We start from the raw sequence: 17,810 nt of genomic DNA, 5'->3' as shown, positions 1-17,810 counted from the left end.
CAACATAACATATTTGAAAAAACAATACCCCTAACCAAAAGAATGGCGAACAGTTTCTCGCCGCTCGCCAATTCACTATAATATATTTATCTTTTTTGTCGTACAATTTGTAATACCCTTTGACAAGAAAATTACCAAACCTCTTCCGCAATTTCAAGTACATGCCGAATTTTCTTCCATTGGTCTTCTTCACTAATGTCGTTGCCTTCCTCGGTTGAGGCAAAGCCACATTGCGGGCTTAGACATAGCTGGTCTAATGGCAAGTATTCACTTGCTTCTCCAATACGTTTTTTGATTTTTTCTTTACCCTCCAGTTCACCCGATTTAGTTGTGATGAGACCGAGCACAACGGACAAATCCTCCCTGTTCACATATTGGAGCGGTTCAAATCCTCCAGAACGTTCATCATCAAATTCCAAAAATAAGCCATCCACGTTCAGCCCGCCAAAAATGGTCTCGGATGCTGGATCATAAGCTCCTTCTGCAAAATAATGCGAACGATAATTCCCCCGGCAAATATGCATGGTAACCAATAAATCAGCTGGCCGTCCTTCAAGTGAATCATTAATCGCTTGGGCCGCGATTTTCTGCATATCTTCCGGTGTATAACCTTGCTCGCGAATGGCTGCTCGTCCTTTTTCCGATAAATAGGATGACCACGATGTATCATCAAGCTGCAGGTATCGGCACCCTAGATCATAAAATCCTTGAATAGCTTTTTTATAGGCATTCGTCAGGTCTGGGAGCAATGCTTCCAGATTTCCATAGACATTTGGATCAATGCTACCACGAAGCAACAGCATATTCGGACTCGGAATCGTCATCTTAGCCACATAATCAGATCCTACATGCGCTTGCAAAAATCGGAAATGATTAAGCATTGGGTGGTCATCATGAAAATCTACTTTACCTGTAACACGAATGGAACGATTTCTTGCTTCAATACCAACAAATTGCAAACCGCTGTCCGGATCGTAACCTTCCACACCAGTCAGTCCTTCCAAAAAATCAAAATGCCACCACGAACGGCGAAACTCCCCATCCGTAATTGATTTCAAGCCTGCTTCCTTTTGCTTTTCAATCAGCTTGATGATTTCCTCATCCTCAACACTGCGCAATTGTTCCCCGGTAATTTCCCCAGCGGCAAATTGGCTTCGTGCATGTTTTAATCGCTCTGGTCGCAGAAAACTTCCTACATGATCACCTCGAAATGGTGCTTTCTTTTCGATTTTTGTTGTTGTCATCCCAATCAGCTCCTAAAAAATGTAATAAAAAAATTCCTCCGATATGAAGGAACTATGGATAAATATAGTCATCTTCTTATCTTCCAAGCTTTCAAGCACTTGTTAGAATTAGCACCTTGCCCACGATTAGACAGGTTGCTGAGGCGTCTTTGGGCTAATCCCTCGACCTCTCTGGATAAGAACTGCTTGTATAAAAATGTTGAATCCATCATACCAGTTTGACGGGAAATTGCAACTGTTTTGTATTTTGAACTTTTTGGAAATATCTGTCCTACCATTGAACAAAGATAGTTTCGTGTTCACATTATTGCAAGATTACTTGAACCCTTAATGTCATGCATGGCTACCGCTTTTTTTTTTCGAATGTACACTTTGATAGATGGGAGGAAAGAATAAGGAATGGATTAATTACCTTACCCTATTCACACACGTCCCCATTCAATTTCTTAACATAACCGGTACGAGCGCCATCGCACCTCTAACCCCCTGTTCGTCGTTAAGCTCGGGTGCGACAATAAACGTATCGGCATTTTCAATCGTCAAATAACCATTCATCATTTCCAGGAACTTTCTCCGAATAAGCGGGTACAGCTGTTGCTGTTTCATGACTCCACCACCCAAAATAATTCGCTCGGGCGCTAGAATCAGGAAATAATTCATGATCGCTTGTGCCAGATAATAGGCTTCTAGTTCCCAGACATGGGAATCCGCAGCTAATTGATGCCCCTTTTTTCCATAACGCTTTTCAATTGCTGGACCTGAGGCAAGGCCTTCCAAACAATTTCCATGATACGGACAACCTCCTGGAAATGCATCATTTTCATGCTGCTGGATAAGCACGTGTCCCATTTCCGGGTGGCTTTTTCCAACATATGTATTCCCGTCTTGAACGTAGCCCGCTCCGATTCCCGTCCCGACGGTAATATACATACAGCTGTTTACATCTCGCCCTGCACCATATTTGTACTCCGCAAGTGCTGCAGCATTCACATCTGTGTCGATATATACCGGTACCTTTAAATCCTTTTTCAATTTTCCAAGCACATCATATTGTATCCATTTTGTTTTCGGCGTATTTAAAATCGTCCCGTATGTATCACTTTTTTTATCTAAATCAACTGGACCAAAACAGCCAATTCCAATTGCTTCTACTTTGTATTCACGAAAAAAATTGTTAACGTCCTTAAACGTTTCCTCAGGGTCTTTAGTTGGGAAGCTAGTTTTTGCAATGATATCTCCTGATTCATCGCCAACAGCACAAACGAATTTCGTTCCGCCAGCTTCTATTGCGCCTATGAGCATGGTTTTATCCCCCTTTTTACATCTTTGTTTTTTACGAATTAGCGATACTACTTTATTTTATAGTCCATTACCCTTCCAAAAACGCTGATAATTCCTTTACATCTGGAAACGAAATTTGGGTACCTTTTTTCGTTACACTCAATGCTGCAAAAGCTTGGGCCCGCTGGATCGCTTGCGCTACATTTCCATTTCGCACAAAAGAATGGGCAAAACAGCCAATGAATGCGTCTCCAGCTCCTGTCGTGTCAACTGCTTTTACTTGATATGCATCAAAGCGACGTATGTCATTACTAGTAACCCAAAGTACACCACGACGACCTAACGTGACAATGACATTTTTCACCCCGTTTTCGAGTAAAAAAAAGGCAGCATTTCGAGCCTCTTCATCTGTTTCTACCGCCATTCCTGTTATCATTTCTAATTCTGTTTCATTCGGTACAACAAAATCACACATGGAAATATACTTGAAATCCAGCTCTTTCGTTGCCGGGGCAGGGTTAAAAATAATGGGAATATGATGCCGATTACCAAATTCAATTGCATGGTAAATAGTGGGTAATGGAATTTCCAGCTGCAGAACTAGTAAACGACATTTTTTTAGTTTTTCGGCTGCTTGATCGACATCCTCAGGTGAGAGATACTGATTCGCTCCTTTTATAATTAGTATACGATTTTCGGAATTAGCATCGACAAAGATTGGTGCTGCACCACTTGCGACTCCAGGGACTTTCTGTACAAATTCCGTATCAATTTCATATTTTTTCAAGTTTTTAATCGTATTGTCAGCAAATATATCATCACCCACTTTGGTAAGCATCGTGACGCTTGCACCCATTTTAGCTGCTGCAACAGCCTGATTCGCTCCTTTCCCCCCACATCCCATCTCGAAATTGGGTGCTTCAAGCGTTTCTCCTTTTTTTGGCATTTTATCAATATATGTAATTAGATCCACCATGTTCGAGCCAATAACGGCAATATCCACACCAATCATCTCCTTCATATCTAACATATATGACGTCGGTAAATGCCAAACATTTTTTAGAGTCTTTCTATTAGATTAGCTGAAAATTGATTTAAAGTCTATGATATAACAGTTGTTTCAGTGAGGAAACCTGACTGACTAAACACAAGGATGCACATTCAGTTAAAAACTGCCAAACTCGGCAGTTCAACTGTTTCCTAATTAATGAACAAAAATCCAGCCTTATAGAATACTACCCCAGCCTCCCCATCAATTTCTCCTCCACGAAATAACTATCATCCAAACCAAGCCGCTTAGCTATCCGCATCACATAAGGCTGTTCCAAACCGGCGTGTTTCAGTACCGGTTCATTCGAAAAGACATTTCTTGGGTCGCCATCCAACAACACCTGACCTTGGTTAAAAACAACAATCCGTTCAAACACTTCGGCTGCAAAGTCCATGTCATGCAGAATACAAATAACCAGCTTCCCGGCACGCCTTAACTCCTCGATGATATGCTTGATCTTTTCCTTTCCAGCGTAATCCTGTCCCATCGTTGGTTCATCAAAAATAAGCACATCCGTGTTCATCGAGAGAATCGAAGCGATAGAAATCATTTTTCGTTCTGATAAATTTAAGTCGTATGGGTTCTTTTCCTTATATTCGTCCAATCCGACTTTCTGCAGTGCGTTTATTGCATTTGCCTCTGCATCCCCTTCTCTCTGACCAACATTAAGCGCGCCGAACTTGACTTCCTCAATTACTTTGTTTTTAAATATTTGGTCATTCGGATTTTGAAACACCATGCCAATCTGCTTAGCGATTCCCGCTGCAGTGGATTCGGTAATGTTTTTTCCATCAAGTAAAATTTTCCCTTTTGTCGGGTTGAGCAATCCTTTGAGTAATTTTACAAACGTCGTCTTCCCTGCTCCGTTTTGCCCGATAATCCCCGTCGACAAATCCTTAAACGTTAAATCAATACCCTTTAATACCTCGATATCTTCTATATAACTATAATGAAGATCCATCACCTTTAACTCCGACTTTGATCGTTTTTCATCTGTACCCGATCGATTTTGGACGCCGATCGATCGACTTTCCTCTGCTCCTGATCGACTTTGCGTTTGGCACACATTACTTCCCGACCTATTTTCCTTTATGATGGCTTTTTGTCCAGCGTGTTTTTCCATTTCTTTAGCCAGTTCCCCTTGTACTTCCTCTATCGTAACCGGATAATGACCTGTTTCCGGATTTTTTATCCCAAGTTTTTTCGCCATCCTGGTAATAACAGGGGGAGTAACACCATAATTAAATAAATCTTCCAAAGAAAAAATAGCTGCAGGGCTATCATAAGCAATTCGTTTTCCGTCATCAAGGAGCAGCACTTTATCGGCATATTGTGCGACTTTTTCCATTTTATGCTCTGCCATAATAATGGTAATTCCTTCTCTTGTCAGATTCTCCACAACCTTAAAAACCTCTTCAGAACTCTGAGGATCCAATTGGGATGTCGGTTCATCAAGAATGATCACTTCCGGTTTCATTACGATCACACTGGCAATCGCCACCCGTTGCATTTGCCCACCGGAAAGCTCAAATGGATTCTTTTCCCTTAGATCACTAATATTTAACAAGGTCAGACTTTCTTCAATCCGATCGATCATCTCCTTCCTTTCCAGCCCAATATTTTCAAGCCCAAACGCAATCTCATCGAACACGTTGAATTTTGCACCGCTAATTTGGGAAAACGGGTTTTCAAACACGAGACCTACCTTGCTAACAATATCAGGCATACCGTGTTGCTTAACTTCCATTCCATCAAGCATTACTTTTCCGCCGTATGCCCCCTTGAAAAAATGTGGGACAAGCCCGGACAAAGCAAAACAAAGTGTCGATTTACCGGCCGTATTCCGTCCGATTAGTCCAATAAATTCACCCTTTTCAATTGTGAATGACACGTTATCAAGCACCAATTTTTCTGTATCCGGATATTTATATTTCAGCCCTTTTACCTCGATCATACTCATAAGCAAATCCTCCAAACGATCGCCCCGACAAAAACAACATACAAAAACAACTGAATGATCCCCTGATGGCGATAATCCTTCTTTGCATGAAGAAATGTCTTGTTCTGTTTTGTATTAAATCCACGCATTTCCAGAGCAATTGCCCGTTCACGTGTATCATTCAGCGAATTAAGCACAACTGGTCCAATTAATGGAAAAAAGGCTCTCATTCTTACAAATAGATTACCTTCTGTCTCCATCCCCCGAGAACGCTGGGCATCGGTTATTTTTCCCATTGTAGCTTGCATTTGCGGGATAATTTGTAAAACAGATAACAGTACATAGCCAATTTTTGGTGACATCCCTTTTTTCATCAGCCGTTCCATCAGTTCATCAGGCTTTGTCGTCAAGATTAATACGCCAAATGAACTTAGCATATTTATTACGCGAAGTGTAATTAGCAGTGCATACGATAACCCCTCTTGATAAAAAGCAAATCCGCCCAGTGAAAATAGAACCGTTTTATTATCAGGATGAAACGCACCTTGAACGATAATGATCGATACAATCAAGATTATGCCGATAGCAATAATTGGCAATATTTTTCTAAAGACCTTGCCAATGATTAGCAAAAGTACACTAATCGCGGTGACGGCAAAAACGAAAGTATGAATTGGCAGGATATACGTAACCGCAATGCTGACAATAACATAAAGCAGTTTTGTAAGCGGATCGATATCGTGCATGAGCGATTTTTTGTCTACATATAATGTCATCGACTTCATGTTATCAACCTCTTATCACTAAGTTAGAATCAATGCACCGTCGGATTTGATATTCCAACTGCAGAATGATTGGGTATCTGTTCAGCGACTTTCAGACTATGTTCAGGCGATTATTCCAGTATTTCAGCAACTTCCGGGTTTGGTTCAGCGACTTTATGCCAAACTTCAGCAACTTTTCAAGAAGCTTCAGCATCTTTAGAGTTAGACTTCTATCGGCAAAGCTTCATTTTGCTAACGACCAATTCACCTAAAGCTCTTTTATTTCATTATCACTGCGATAAATATTCGTAAGTGTTTTCGGCAATCCTTTAAAGAGCAGGAAGCTGATGATAACCGTAACAACTTTATCCGGCACATCGACAACAATACTATCAGCAAATGATGCTATCCACACAGGCATATCCTTGGAGACGAGAAATGCATAAAATGCGTCTCCCCATACATTTCCGGTTTGTCCACCCCAGAAAATAATATTTAGTGGCGTCGAAATGGTCGCTGCGGCAAATCCTACGACAAACCCGATAACGATTGCCTTTTTGACATTGGCAATCCAGCCTTTATACGCCATAACTCCGACAATCAAACCAATTGCACCGCTTGTGATTGCGTAAACTGTTGAAATGGGATCAACTGTTATACCGTAAATAATATTATTAATAATACCTGATGCAGCTCCAATCACTGGTCCTGCCAGCATACTGGATAATACAGTGCCAATCGAATCAAGCCAAAGTGGCAACTTTAACAACCCGGCAAATAATTTTCCAAGATAGTTTATCCCAATTGCCGCAGGTATCAAAACAATCGCAGCAGTTGATAATTTAAATGACCACATACTTTCCTTACTCATGTTTCTCCCCCTTTATATGGATTTGATGTTTCGGTAACTGCAGACTTCCTAAAACAATATATGCTTTCGTTGGACCAGTTAATTCATCAGTCCTGCTCACTCCAATCATTATTGTTTGATCGACATTTTCTGCAATCCCTTGTGAATACTATCACATAAGTGGAAGTGACCACCTCTCAAACCTGTAATCGATATTCATATGTCTTGTCACATATATTTACATATAATCAAATAAAAAGCAACAGAATATTGTTTTCTATTAAACTTATTATCTACCTAATATAGCTGGGGGAAGTCATAGCAAATATATACTCCCAATATTTTCTTGCAGGAGTTTATATATTTACGTCGAATATTATACTATTAGAATATTTTTATCGTTTTGTAACAAGGAGGATCTATCTATGAAAGTAAATTTAGTAACTCAAATATTTATCGCTTTTGTTGCGGCGATCATTCTCGGGGTTATTTTCGGTAACTCCATTGATGTGATTGCACCCCTTGGTGATTTATTTCTACGCTTAATTAAGTTCATTATTGCCCCGCTTATCCTCGCAACACTTGTCGTAGGTGTTTCCAGCAGTGGTGATCCGAAACAGCTCGGGCGTATGGGAGCAAAAACAATTATTTACTATCTGCTGACTACCGCTTTAGCCATTATCATTGGCTTAGCAGTTGCATTTGCATTTTCACCTGGAAAAGGACTTGATATTTCAGCAGGGAATACAGAAATGGCAAAAGAAGCTGCTGCACAAGAACCACCGGGAACAATCGAAACATTGTTAAATATCGTACCGGAAAATCCATTCAGCGCTTTAGCTGAAGCTAATATATTACAAATTATCTTTTTTGCCTTATTCATCGGATTGGCCATCACGCTTGTAGGTGAGAAGGCACAACCTATTTATCGCTTTTTTGATGGATTTGCCGAAATTATGTATAAAATCACCGGAATCATCATGAAGTTTGCACCAATCGGAGTACTGGGGCTAGTCGCACCAGTTGTTGGTGAGTATGGACTATCCGTTTTACTGCCATTGATCAAGGTCATTCTTGCTGTTCTAGTCGCCTGCATTATTCACGCAGCTCTTGTCTACTCATCAGCCGTTAAATTGTACGGAAAGATGAGTCCGCTAACCTTTTTTAAAGGAATTTCACCTGCTGCAATCGTTGCCTTTAGTACAGCAAGCAGTGCGGGGACATTGCCGGTGACAATCAAAAATGCACAGGAAAATTTAGGGGTATCGAACAGAATTAGCAGTTTTGTTCTACCGCTTGGTGCTACAATAAACATGGATGGAACCGCGATTTATCAAGGTGTGTCGGTTATCTTTATCGCCCAATTTTATGACCTGAATCTGTCGTTCGTTCAATTACTAACGGTCGTGTTAACAACTGTATTGGCATCCATTGGGACAGCTGGTGTTCCAGGTGCTGGTCTCATTATGCTGACTATGGTACTTACTTCCATTGGACTACCGCTGGAAGGAATCGCCTTAATTGCTGGTATTGATCGGATCCTTGATATGCTCAGAACCTCTGTCAACATTGTCGGCGATGCATCAGCAGCTGTTGTAGTAGCAGGATCAGAAAAAGAGCTTAGGCATCAAAATTAATTATAGATAACCTAAATATTAGAGATAATCCTAGTGAAGTCGCCACATCATTGGGAACATGACCATAGATGTGGTGCTTTTTTGTATTCATGAATAAGCGAGTGACGCCCGTGTTCCTTGATCGACTTTGTCCTAAGCTCGATCGATTCCCGGCCAATCGTACAAATAAGCGTGCGATTCCGACCTGTTAAGGTGAATACCGAGGTCGAGCGTGTGGCTCTTTCATATAAGCTACCTTAATTCACCAGATTGAACATTCACTTTCAGGAAATACTACGAATAAGAGGTGATTGATATGGCGAAAAAGCATTTGGAGCAATTTAAAGGGCAAGTTATGAAAGCAAAGGGATACAAAGTAAATAGCCATAATCCTAACGATGTAAAATACGAAGTTGCAAATGAGCAAGGAGTTCCGCTAAAAAAAGGATATAATGGAAAACTTACGTCCGAACAAGCAGGGAAAGTCGGTGGCCCCATTGGTGGTAATATGGTTAAGGAAATGGTGAGAATGGCTCAAGAGCAAATGAAGCGAAACTAAATGTATGCTGGTCGCTCATTTGAGGACCAGCGAAAATCATTCATTCTCCTTCCGTATATCCTTGGGGTCCGTATCGCTATACACACTAGTACCGTGTCCACCTGTCGTTTTTGCGAGCCACGCTTTTACCTCATTGTATGACATACCGGATTGTGCATTTTTTCGTTTTACTTCATCAATGTCTGTTCCTACAACGGTGTATTTTTTATTGTTTTCCATATAAGCACCTCGTTTGTTTACCCTTACCTTTTCCGAAAAGGTTATCGATCATGCAAAAAAAGAAACCCTTTTTTTAAAAGAGTTCCCACAACAAAAGCTAACTACGATTAAAATCAACCTGCTCATCAATTTCAAGTTTAACCAACGTTTCACTCGGTTTCGTCTCCGCTATGATCTGTCCATTTCTTACAGCGTAACGGACAGTCGCTTGCTTACGGATCGTGTCATATTCATTGTCGGCATCAAGTACGATTAAATTAGCTTTTTTCCCTGGCTCGATACCATAATTATTAGTCATGTGCATTGTCCGCGCACTATTTTTTGTAATCAAATCAATACTATTAACAATTTGCTCATACCCCATTAATTGTGCAGCATGAATCCCCATATGAAGCACCTGCAGCATGTTGCCTGTTCCAAGCGGATACCACGGATCAAAAATATCATCATGACCAAAGCAAACATTCATTCCTGACTCAAGCAATTCTTTGACACGTGTCAATCCTCTACGTTTAGGGTACGTATCAAATCTCCCTTGTAAATGGATATTGACAAGTGGATTGGCAATAAAATTGATGTCCGACAGCTTTAATAGACGGAAAAGCTTTTGTGTGTAAGCATTATTATACGACCCCATCGCTGTTGTATGACTGGCCGTTACCCGATTCCCCAGGTCCCGCTGATAAGCCTCGTTTGCCACCACTTCCACAAAACGGGACTGTTCATCATCAATTTCATCACAATGGATGTCTACAAGCCGATCGTATTTTTCAGCCAAATCAAAGGCGATTTTAAGCGATTCGACACCATATTCCCGAGTAAATTCATAATGTGGAATACCACCAACCGCATCAGCACCCATCTTCAGGGCCTCTTCTAGCAACTCAGCCCCATTTTGATACGATAGGATACCCTCTTGTGGAAAGGCAACAATCTGTAAATCAAGATACTCCGCTATCTCTTCCTTTACTTCCAACATCGCTTGTAATGCCGTTAATGCTGGATCTGTAACATCAACATGTGTACGTACATGCTGAATCCCTTGGGCAATTTGCCATTTTAGAGCTTGTTTCGCCCTTGTTTTAACATCTTCTTTTGTCACCGTTTTTTTCCGTTCCGACCAGCGCTCAATCCCTTCAAATAACGTTCCGCTCTGATTCCATTCCGGTTCGCCAGCTGTCAGGGTAGTATCTAAATGAATATGTGGCTCGATGAACGGGGGCAGCACAAGTGAACCATTCACATCGATAACCTGCTCCCCCTCCGTTGCCACCTCATCTTTTGTAACATCGGTAATGGTTTTCCCATTTACTACAATATTCCATTTTCCTTCTTTTCCTCGTAATGTCGCTTGTTTAATAATCATTCAATGCCCCACCTTTTCCAACTGTTTCATGACAACATCTTTTTCCGTAAATTGATTAACTATTTTTGTACCGATAACATGGATAATAGCAGATCCAATTAAAGCATTGATCGGCGGAATGCCTGGTACCAAGTTAGCGATCGCAACACCTGCAGCCCAAGCGAACAACGCCACCCAGTTAACTGATTTGAAGCATGCATCCTCTAATTTCGCATAATTACCCCGATGAAGGATGAAAAAGTCAGCCATAATAATTGCTCCAATCGATGGTAATGCCGAGCCCAGAATTGTCAGCCAATCAACAAAATTATTGTACAGCCACATTGCAGCAAGTGTCCCAATAATTCCATTAAAAATCACTACTTTGTTTTTAGGCAGTTTCGTAATATTGGATAGTCCTAGACCTGATGCGTAAAGGGCATTATCATTAGTTGTCCAAATGTTCAGGCCAAGAACAATTACTGCCGGAATGATCAAACCCTGGATAAACATTACCTCAGAGATGTCTGATTGGCCTGTCGCAATGGAACCAACTGCCCCGAAAATAAACATTAGTGTGTTTCCTATAAAGAAAGCAATTAACGTAGTTATAACTGCTGAACGTTTCGTACGGGCAAAACGGGTAAAATCCGGTGTAAGGGTACCGGCACTAATGAACGATCCGATACAGATAGTGAGTGCGGCTGCCAATCCGATAGCTTCTTTCGGCTGATAGGTAAGCAATTCACCCATCCCGCCGAGCATGTCGATCGCTTGAAAAACGGAAAAACCACCTAATACTGTAATCAATGGTACCGCAATGAAGCTGATGATTGCTAGTGCTTTCATGCCGAAAAACGCTGTAGCCGTCATCAAAATACCCGCAATCCCGATTAATACATACGTATCGATTCCCGTAGCTTTGTGAACTGGAACTGCAAACATGGCAGCCCCAACACCAAACCAGCCAATTTGCGTAAACGAAAGCAGCAGTGATGATAAATAAGAGCCCTTTTCCCCAAAAGCATAACGGGCGAGCAAATGTGTGGATAACCCGGTTTTTGCCGCAATATAAGCAAGTGAGCCAGTATAAGCCCCAAGAATCAGATTACCAGCCATGACAATTGTCATAAACTGCATAAATGAAAGTCCTTGGCCAAGCGTTCCACCAGACCACATGCTGGCTGAGAAAAATGTTAGTCCAAGCATAACGACAAGCATTTTCCAAAATCCATTTCGATGTGTCTTCGGTACTGCTGTTAACGCAAACTCTGAATCCATCTTTTTCATATCAATTTCCTCCTGTAACAGGGGCGTTTTGAACTTGGCAAACTGTAAAAAGTCTGTATGAATAAAAACATGTAAAATCTCAGTTTGCCTTAATCTTAAACCCTGTATGATGTGAAACTGATACCAAATCGGGTTGGTGCAGCATTTAAGTAAGTAATACGGAAAGCTGAACACAAAAAAGCAGGCTTCCTGCCGTGTTCCGACAAGAAGCCTGCTTTTATAGGCATCAGCCACCTATACTTTTAGGGGACAATGCACCCTTTTTGTGTACATCAGACCCATAATGTTGCATTCCGCTTCCCTTGTCAGCCTCACGGGACTGAATTAAAGGTACCAGTATTTAATTAGTTATAGTATTGCAGATGCCATTTATTTTGTCAATGGAAAAACTAGGATGCCTAGGAACGCCCTGAATATTCCGTGACCTGCACGCCGTAGTAAATTATCAACGACTTTGCTTAGATAACCTATTCTTTAATAACTACTCTTAATAACCCGAAAATTCCTCCGCACGAATATTATCCTCATTAGCGCCAGCCTCAACCAGCATTTTGTGCATTGCTTGAACCATCCCGGCAGGTCCCGCTAGGTAATAAATCGGTGTACTGATATCCGAAACATGTCGTTTTAACATTTCAGCGTCAATATGGCCGCTTTCTCCGATCCATTCGTCGGAATCCGTTTCCGTCATGACGGGCACAAAGTTGAAATTTGGATTTTTCTCAGCCAGTTCCTTTAAATCAGACTGGAATGGTGCATCTTCCGGGGTTTTATTGGAAAACAGCAATGTCATATCATGTGACGTTTTTTGATAAGTAGCCTCAGCAATCATGCTTCGGATCGGAGTAATACCGATGCCTCCAATCAGAAAAACAGCTGGTGTGGATTCTGTTTTGTGCAATGTAAAATTACCATGGGGTGCATCAAATTTCACTTCACTGCCCACAGGCAAATCCTTCAGCACCCGTTTAAAAGCGGAATCACGTAAACGAGTTGCTGTAACCAATTCATTTTCACTCGGTGCATATACAAACGAAAATGCTCTAGTGTTTCCTTCTTCATCCGTCTCACTTGGATCAATTAAGGTAAAATCACCAAATTGTCCTGCTTTAAATTCAAAGCCATCTGGTTTTTCCCAATGAAACGCCATGGTCTCGTTCGCTATTATTTCCTTTTTCAACAATTTAATCGTATAGCTTGCCATGCTATCCAACTCCCTTTTATATAATTAAAATCCCCATAATATATTGTTTAGCGGGGACTTGTACATGACGAAACACTTATTTACTTCCGAGTTTATTTTATTATTACCCTAATTATACCAAAAATAATCGAAATTGAACGTAACCGTGCTCGCAAAGAGGTGGAAAGGTTCTTTGCCCCTTATAGTAAGGAGCTGGGAAAAAGAGCCTTCCACCTTGTTCCATCCCTTTATTTGCATTATTGATAATTTACAATAGCTGGGGCCGGATCAAGCTTCAACACATCTTCTGGTGAAAGGAGTGGTTCATCTTTCTTGTAAAAGAGCTTAAATCCACCATATTGAATTGGTTCATCCCGCACCAGTTTCCCATATGCACTCATTTTTACCGTTGATTCACCAAACCCATCATAATTTAGCGGTACTTCAACATGTTCTGTCGGTTTGATTTGTTCTTTATTCGTAACAATACCATTACCAAATTGATGGACAAGCACCATCTTATCTGTCAAATTATTTTTTTCGACTAGTTTGTCAACATATTCGACTGCCTCCTGGATTTCCGTCCCATCGACATGTCCCAAGTCTTCACCAGGAATCTCACCCTCTTCAACACTATATTCCGTGTCAATAGCTAAATGAACATAGGGCAATTTTAAATAGGACTCAACTTCCCTCACCTCACGCATAACTGGTGCCTGCCCCAGCTGAATATCTAAAATTAATAAGGCTCCGTTATTTTCGGCAAGTTTTGCATACTGATCAATTACCTCTGTATCTGGCTTGGTAATATATAAGCCATCCGACCCAGGTGTGCGTTGTGCAACGGTAGCAATTAGTTCAATTGCCGGGATGGCAGGGCGTTCGGGATCGGCCTTTGAATAAGCCTCTGTCTGCTTCTTTAGTCTGTCCATCATTTCATCAGGAGAATATTCTCCAAGAAACCCCATATTCTCCGATTTTGGTGTACCATAAAAGGCGACTACCCGATTGTTTTTTAACGGCCCATTACTGAAATCCTTTTTCCCTTTTAATAAGGTCTGACCGAGTGGAACCGTTCTTTTGCTGTCTTCCCCATGCGCTTCAGCAGCAGGCATCTGTGTTTTTGTATCGGATGAATAATTGTCCTCTAATGATCTGGCATCCTTTGGCGGCTCAATCGGTTCAAAGGGTTTCATCGCCGGTATTGCTTCCTTATCGTTTTTTTGTTGCGGATCTTTCTTTGTCTTCTGACTGTCAGTTGATTGATCCGTTTTTGATGCATGATCTTGTTCAGCATGGTCACCCTTATTTGACATTGTTGTCGTGCTGCATGCTGTAAGTAGTATAACTCCAACGATGATTAGGGGGATGGCCATACATTTAAGCATATTTTCACTTCCTTTTAAGGCAAATACTGGTTGGGAAAATTGTCGAACTCATGATTCTTATGTATAAAATACCCCAGTTCATTATTTTTAAACCGGGATACCATTCCTTACGTATGCGATAGGACAAATTCCGCTTTCCCGGCAATTTCATATTCCCTTATACCATGGGGTAAAATAAAGTGATTGCCTTTTACTATATTATAAGCCTTTCCATCAATTCTTATTGTAGCACTGCCATTAATAACACTTACCTGTAAAAAGTCCTGCTCTAGATGCCGAACTGTCTCTCCATTCAACATCCAATGATAAACACTGAAGTACTTCTCTTCTACCAGCTTTTTCACAGTCAAACCCCCAATTGTTTCTTCCTGTTGCCTGAGAGCTGCTTGTTGATACGGAACAGTGATAACCTCTTTCGCTCGTTCCAAATGTAGCTCCCGCTTGTGACCATCTGCTCCAACCCGATCATAATCATAAACACGATACGTAATATCCGAACTCTGCTGGGTTTCCAGAATGACGATTCCCTTACCGATCGCATGTATCGTACCACTTGGAACATAGATGAAATCACCAGCCTTAACGCTGACATGCTTCAACAGCTTGCTCCACTCCCCATTGTTCATCCGTGATACTAATTCTTCCTTTGATTTGGCATGGTGTCCCAAAACAATTTCAGCTCCCGGCTCTGCATGAAGTACATACCAGCATTCCGTTTTTCCGTATGGCTGATCTTCCACTTCCCGGGCAAATTGATCGTCGGGGTGCACCTGTACCGACAAATCATCGTCAGCATCCAGAATTTTAACCAATAACGGAAATGCTTCCTTGTTATCTTTACGTTTATTGAATAGTTCTCCATGCTCCTTCCAAGCGTCCGCCAGCGTTTTCCCTGCAAGCGGGCCATTAGTAATCATACTTGGACCATTATCATGTGCGGAAATAACCCAGGCTTCTCCAGTTTTATCACTAGGAATTTCATAACCATATAATGTTGAAAGTTTACTTCCTCCCCAAATACGTTCCTGTAATACAGGCTTTAAAAATATCGGCTCTTGATACATCTTTTTCCCTCCATTGATTAGAGTACAAGGACAGACTCTTTCTTTCAGCAGCAGGTAATCTCCCTTTCTTGTTGACAGATGCCCGTCCCTGTACCCCATGGTATAATAAGAATATCTTGCAAAAAGTTAGGAGAATCGTTTTTGAATACCCCATTATATATGTTACATCAATTAGATGATATTCCAAACAACTCGCTTCCAAACAGCTACCGATTTCGCCTGTTTCGACAAAAAAATGATAGTGAAACATGGGCAAAAATCGTGACGGCAACAGGTGAATTTCCGGATGAAAACAAAGCAATAGAACGTTTTAACAATGAATTCAAACCCCATCCAAACGAAGTGCCCAAGCGGATAATCTTTCTGGAAACCTCTGATGGACATGCTGCAGGTACTGCTACGGCTTGGTTTGGGGGGAATGGAATAAAGAAACGATTGGGCGTTTACATTGGGTTGAAATCACACCAGAGTTTCAAGGTAAAAAACTCGGGAGACCGTTAATAGCTGAAGCAATGAAGCTTCTCTCCCAATATCACCGGCAGGCCTATTTGAAAACACAAGAAAGCAGTCTGGCTGCCATTCATATTTACAATCAATTTGGCTTCAAACCAGTTTGTACTACAAACGAGCAGCAAACTGCCTGGGATCGTGTTTTTCATTCATTAAAAAAGAGAGTGTAACGACTCCCTTTTTCGGATTATCCCTGGCCAAATTCCAGTCTATTTCTCGATCATTTTCGAGTATCTCTCGATCGTTTTCAGACGTCTATTGACCGACTTTTAGCGTCCCTCGATCATCTCTCCAGTTGCTATCGATCGATTATTTTTCACACCTCTCAATTACTGAATCGTAACGATGTGCCCTGTCGAGAGACGACCTCCCACAGGGCTTTCAATAAGACTTATTCGGTAAATCACTCCTTTTCTTTCCCAGTCAAATCCTTTAATTTTATCCCGTTTTCTTTACAATATTTTATCATAGCTCCTACCTTATGCCGTTACCTTTTAGATGAACTTGACATTCGCCCACAATGGCGAATGTCTTAGTGAATCTTATACTTTGGAGTGAATCGTATGCCTGCTTTCAATATAGCGTAATTTTCGCTCTTTCCCGTTAATAAGGATTGATTGTGTAATATGGTTTCTATGCTCTGTCCTGATGCCATTCAAAAGCAGATTATCGGTAACACCCGTAGCAGTAAAGACGCAATCATCCGAGCTAATGAGCTGCTGATGATTCAATACAAGCTTCGTTTCGGGTAAGCCCATCTGCAAACATCGCTCTATTTCTTCGTCATTTCGTGGCTTGAGTCTAGCCTGCATTTCTCCACCAAGACATTTAACAGCGACGGCACCAAGAACACCCTCGGGCGCCCCACCGATCCCAATAAACATATCGACATCAGCATTTTCCATACAAGTTGCCGTTGCATAAATCACATCACCGTCATGGAAGAGGTGTACTTTTGCACCCGCCGCTCTGATCGTCTCAATATATTCCTGATGTCTTGGTCGATCCTGAATGTAGATATTTAATTCTTTCATTTTCTTCCCATTAGCCTGCGCTACCGCTTTCATGTTATCGAGGAGCGGCAATTCAATATTAACTTTCCCCCTCGCCTTTGGACCGACAACCAGCTTTTCCATATACATATCCGGTGCATGAAGCAACGTTCCTTTTGGTGCTGCAGCTATGACAGTAATCGCATTACGCTGCCCATTTACCGTTGGAGTTGTGCCCTCAATTGGATCAACCGCAATATCAACTTCAGGACCATTACCCAGTCCCAATTTTTCCCCGATAAACAGCATAGGAGCCTCATCAATTTCCCCTTCCCCTATCACAACCGTTCCATTCATGTTCATCTGATTAAACGTATCACGCATGACATTTGTCGCTGCACCATCAGCAGCGATTTTGTCCCCACTGCCAATCCATGGCAAAGCAGCAATTGCAGCTGATTCCGTTACGTTTAAAAAATCTAATAGCAATGACTGCATTAGATCATTCCCCCTAG

The 17,810-nt window shown here is 41.4% G+C and carries 17 protein-coding genes and 1 riboswitch; of the genes, 4 read left to right on the top strand and 13 right to left on the bottom strand.

All coding sequences use genetic code 11. The annotated features are described in order from the left end of the window. Window positions 1-131: 131 nt before the first annotated feature. The 6 genes from CZ382_RS19055 to CZ382_RS19030 form a co-directional block, all read right to left on the bottom strand. On the bottom strand, window positions 132-1,244 hold the full coding sequence (locus CZ382_RS19055; RefSeq protein WP_088052738.1) for a 5-methyltetrahydropteroyltriglutamate--homocysteine S-methyltransferase: 1,113 nt from the start codon (window positions 1,242-1,244) through the stop codon (window positions 132-134). Window positions 1,245-1,317: 73 nt separating this feature from the next. Continuing rightward, window positions 1,318-1,426: riboswitch (SAM riboswitch) on the bottom strand. Between the two features lie 256 nt (window positions 1,427-1,682). Continuing rightward, window positions 1,683-2,546: an ROK family protein gene (locus tag CZ382_RS19050; RefSeq protein ID WP_088052737.1), complete on the bottom strand. Its 864-nt coding sequence runs from the start codon at window positions 2,544-2,546 to the stop codon at window positions 1,683-1,685. A gap of 67 nt (window positions 2,547-2,613) precedes the next feature. Further along, complete coding sequence (gene rbsK / locus CZ382_RS19045) at window positions 2,614-3,528, bottom strand: ribokinase (protein ID WP_088052736.1); 915 nt, start codon at window positions 3,526-3,528, stop codon at window positions 2,614-2,616. Between the two features lie 232 nt (window positions 3,529-3,760). Beyond that, window positions 3,761-5,536, bottom strand: a complete 1,776-nt coding sequence (locus CZ382_RS24420) for an ABC transporter ATP-binding protein (protein WP_088052735.1) — start codon at window positions 5,534-5,536, stop codon at window positions 3,761-3,763. Next, on the bottom strand, window positions 5,533-6,300 hold the full coding sequence (locus CZ382_RS19035; RefSeq protein WP_088052734.1) for an energy-coupling factor transporter transmembrane component T family protein: 768 nt from the start codon (window positions 6,298-6,300) through the stop codon (window positions 5,533-5,535). The genes CZ382_RS24420 and CZ382_RS19035 overlap by 4 nt, the downstream gene beginning before the upstream one ends. A 247-nt stretch (window positions 6,301-6,547) precedes the next feature. Then, window positions 6,548-7,150 (bottom strand): ECF transporter S component, encoded by a 603-nt coding sequence (locus CZ382_RS19030; protein WP_088052733.1) that lies wholly within the window; start codon window positions 7,148-7,150, stop codon window positions 6,548-6,550. Between the two features lie 404 nt (window positions 7,151-7,554). On the opposite strand from CZ382_RS19030, the gene CZ382_RS19025 reads away from it, so the two are divergent. Continuing rightward, window positions 7,555-8,766, top strand: a complete 1,212-nt coding sequence (locus CZ382_RS19025; protein WP_088052732.1) for a dicarboxylate/amino acid:cation symporter — start codon at window positions 7,555-7,557, stop codon at window positions 8,764-8,766. A gap of 295 nt (window positions 8,767-9,061) precedes the next feature. Beyond that, a complete protein-coding gene (locus CZ382_RS19020) occupies window positions 9,062-9,304 on the top strand; it encodes an alpha/beta-type small acid-soluble spore protein (RefSeq protein WP_088052731.1) in 243 nt (80 codons plus the stop codon). A 36-nt stretch (window positions 9,305-9,340) separates the two neighbouring features. On the opposite strand, the gene CZ382_RS19015 is transcribed toward CZ382_RS19020, so the two are convergent. The 6 genes from CZ382_RS19015 to manA form a co-directional block, all read right to left on the bottom strand. Next, window positions 9,341-9,523: a gamma-type small acid-soluble spore protein gene (locus CZ382_RS19015; RefSeq protein ID WP_088052730.1), complete on the bottom strand. Its 183-nt coding sequence runs from the start codon at window positions 9,521-9,523 to the stop codon at window positions 9,341-9,343. A 97-nt stretch (window positions 9,524-9,620) separates the two neighbouring features. After that, window positions 9,621-10,889: a cytosine deaminase gene (locus tag CZ382_RS19010; RefSeq protein WP_088052729.1), complete on the bottom strand. Its 1,269-nt coding sequence runs from the start codon at window positions 10,887-10,889 to the stop codon at window positions 9,621-9,623. After that, the gene (codB, locus tag CZ382_RS19005) at window positions 10,890-12,158 is read right to left on the bottom strand and encodes a cytosine permease (protein ID WP_088052728.1); all 1,269 of its coding nucleotides are present in this window, start codon (window positions 12,156-12,158) and stop codon (window positions 10,890-10,892) included. 487 nt (window positions 12,159-12,645) lie between these two features. After that, on the bottom strand, window positions 12,646-13,362 hold the full coding sequence (locus CZ382_RS19000) for an FAD-dependent oxidoreductase (RefSeq protein ID WP_088052727.1): 717 nt from the start codon (window positions 13,360-13,362) through the stop codon (window positions 12,646-12,648). Window positions 13,363-13,598: 236 nt separating this feature from the next. Continuing rightward, on the bottom strand, window positions 13,599-14,729 hold the full coding sequence (locus tag CZ382_RS18995; protein WP_088052726.1) for a hypothetical protein: 1,131 nt from the start codon (window positions 14,727-14,729) through the stop codon (window positions 13,599-13,601). A gap of 107 nt (window positions 14,730-14,836) precedes the next feature. Then, the gene (gene manA / locus CZ382_RS18990) at window positions 14,837-15,793 is read right to left on the bottom strand and encodes a mannose-6-phosphate isomerase, class I (protein WP_088052725.1); all 957 of its coding nucleotides are present in this window, start codon (window positions 15,791-15,793) and stop codon (window positions 14,837-14,839) included. Window positions 15,794-15,934: 141 nt separating this feature from the next. Here manA and CZ382_RS24005 point away from each other — a divergent pair, with 141 nt between their 5' ends. After that, window positions 15,935-16,294: a hypothetical protein gene (locus CZ382_RS24005; RefSeq protein ID WP_140392754.1), complete on the top strand. Its 360-nt coding sequence runs from the start codon at window positions 15,935-15,937 to the stop codon at window positions 16,292-16,294. Further along, on the top strand, window positions 16,198-16,473 hold the full coding sequence (locus CZ382_RS24915) for a GNAT family N-acetyltransferase (RefSeq protein WP_088052724.1): 276 nt from the start codon (window positions 16,198-16,200) through the stop codon (window positions 16,471-16,473). The genes CZ382_RS24005 and CZ382_RS24915 overlap by 97 nt, the downstream gene beginning before the upstream one ends. Window positions 16,474-16,845: 372 nt before the next feature. Here CZ382_RS24915 and glpX read toward each other — a convergent pair whose 3' ends face one another. Continuing rightward, on the bottom strand, window positions 16,846-17,793 hold the full coding sequence (glpX, locus tag CZ382_RS18980; protein ID WP_088052723.1) for a class II fructose-bisphosphatase: 948 nt from the start codon (window positions 17,791-17,793) through the stop codon (window positions 16,846-16,848). Window positions 17,794-17,810 lie beyond the last annotated feature (17 nt).

It is taken from the genome of Virgibacillus dakarensis, from assembly GCF_900155625.1.
In the GTDB taxonomy this organism is placed as follows: domain Bacteria; phylum Bacillota; class Bacilli; order Bacillales; family Amphibacillaceae; genus Lentibacillus_C; species Lentibacillus_C populi.
The sequence above is the reverse complement of the archived record's forward strand: the minus strand, read 5'-3'. Positions and strand labels throughout refer to the sequence as shown.

What these genes read in the sequence shown, in the direction of transcription:
- CZ382_RS18995 (WP_088052726.1), bottom strand. Translation starts at nt 14,729, where the DNA reads ATGCTTAAATGTATGGCCATCCCCCTAATCATCGTTGGAGTTATACTA.
- CZ382_RS19035 (WP_088052734.1), bottom strand. Translation starts at nt 6,300, where the DNA reads ATGAAGTCGATGACATTATATGTAGACAAAAAATCGCTCATGCACGAT.
- CZ382_RS19030 (WP_088052733.1), bottom strand. Translation starts at nt 7,150, where the DNA reads ATGAGTAAGGAAAGTATGTGGTCATTTAAATTATCAACTGCTGCGATT.
- manA (WP_088052725.1), bottom strand. Translation starts at nt 15,793, where the DNA reads ATGTATCAAGAGCCGATATTTTTAAAGCCTGTATTACAGGAACGTATT.
- glpX (WP_088052723.1), bottom strand. Translation starts at nt 17,793, where the DNA reads ATGCAGTCATTGCTATTAGATTTTTTAAACGTAACGGAATCAGCTGCA.
- CZ382_RS19000 (WP_088052727.1), bottom strand. Translation starts at nt 13,362, where the DNA reads ATGGCAAGCTATACGATTAAATTGTTGAAAAAGGAAATAATAGCGAAC.
- CZ382_RS19050 (WP_088052737.1), bottom strand. Translation starts at nt 2,546, where the DNA reads ATGCTCATAGGCGCAATAGAAGCTGGCGGAACGAAATTCGTTTGTGCT.
- CZ382_RS19020 (WP_088052731.1), top strand. Translation starts at nt 9,062, where the DNA reads ATGGCGAAAAAGCATTTGGAGCAATTTAAAGGGCAAGTTATGAAAGCA.
- CZ382_RS19015 (WP_088052730.1), bottom strand. Translation starts at nt 9,523, where the DNA reads ATGGAAAACAATAAAAAATACACCGTTGTAGGAACAGACATTGATGAA.
- CZ382_RS19055 (WP_088052738.1), bottom strand. Translation starts at nt 1,244, where the DNA reads ATGACAACAACAAAAATCGAAAAGAAAGCACCATTTCGAGGTGATCAT.
- CZ382_RS24420 (WP_088052735.1), bottom strand. Translation starts at nt 5,536, where the DNA reads ATGAGTATGATCGAGGTAAAAGGGCTGAAATATAAATATCCGGATACA.
- CZ382_RS19010 (WP_088052729.1), bottom strand. Translation starts at nt 10,889, where the DNA reads ATGATTATTAAACAAGCGACATTACGAGGAAAAGAAGGAAAATGGAAT.
- CZ382_RS19025 (WP_088052732.1), top strand. Translation starts at nt 7,555, where the DNA reads ATGAAAGTAAATTTAGTAACTCAAATATTTATCGCTTTTGTTGCGGCG.
- codB (WP_088052728.1), bottom strand. Translation starts at nt 12,158, where the DNA reads ATGAAAAAGATGGATTCAGAGTTTGCGTTAACAGCAGTACCGAAGACA.